This window comes from Candidatus Eisenbacteria bacterium (assembly GCA_030017955.1).
Taxonomy (GTDB): domain Bacteria; phylum Eisenbacteria; class RBG-16-71-46; order JASEGR01; family JASEGR01; genus JASEGR01.
The window spans coordinates 1-885 of record JASEGR010000126.1; the positions used below are offsets into that span (position 1 = coordinate 1).

At 49.8% G+C, this 885-nt stretch carries 2 protein-coding genes; both read right to left on the bottom strand.

All coding sequences use genetic code 11. The features are described 5' to 3' along the window. A partial coding sequence (locus QME66_12630) for a hypothetical protein (protein ID MDI6809801.1) occupies nucleotides 1-235 on the bottom strand: 235 nt, incomplete at its 3' end. A gap of 87 nt (nucleotides 236-322) precedes the next feature. After that, nucleotides 323-885 (bottom strand): hypothetical protein (locus tag QME66_12635; GenBank protein MDI6809802.1); only part of this gene is annotated, 563 nt, incomplete at its 5' end.

Here is an 885-nt window from a genome sequence, read left to right on the forward strand (position 1 = left end):
GATGCTTCCGCGCAACGCCTTGTTTCCAGCCGCGACCGTCTTCGGAAAAATCCTGCTCCTTCGCTTGCGTCCACGCGCGTACGAAATTCCACGACAAACCGAGTTCTCGCATGATTGATCGTTTTGATTTGTTCTTCTCAAAGAACCGCTTGTTGACCTCCCTGCGGAGGGCTTCCATGGAGGCCTTGTCCATAGATGAGATCTGGTGAAGGATTAGACCTTCATCGTATCTCATCTATGGGCATGCCATCCCGGAAAGTGTACTCATTTCATTACCAAGTTAACCTATAGGGGCTAACTTTGGTATGAAACCGTACCACCCTCAAAGTGAGTAGGGGTATGGGGTTTCAAGAATAGTCGATGTGATTCTCTCGTGCTCTTCCAGAACGACAAGCATGCTGTGCTCAAGGTCAATGTAGGCAAGGACGTACTGTCCAACGAAGGCATCTGGGATGACGACAAAGCGATTGAGCAGAACGATGCCGGTCTGGTTGCCTTGCTCCTTCCACCTCTCAACGAAGCGGATGAAGTAGATCTTCTTCCCCTGGGTTGAGTGGAGGACGGATGTTTCAGACGTATAATTCACTTCAAGATAGCGTAACCGTTTGTCTTCAAGACGTTCTTTACATTTCCATTGGAAGAACTCTTCATGCTCCAGGTTGAATCGTGCGAACTCCACATCGATTTGGTCGATGCTTGTGAAGTGAGTCGCACTCCAGAGGTCTCCCACGGTTCGGTTGTTTCCTTCAATGTGCGGATTGGTGTAGGACTGATAGGGAGAGGAGAATAGAGGTGTGACATTGAGGTTGAGGAGAAACTTCACGAATCTGCCCACACTCGCACTCCCGCGTCCCGTTCCTCTAAACGGCATCCCGTTGTCCATTC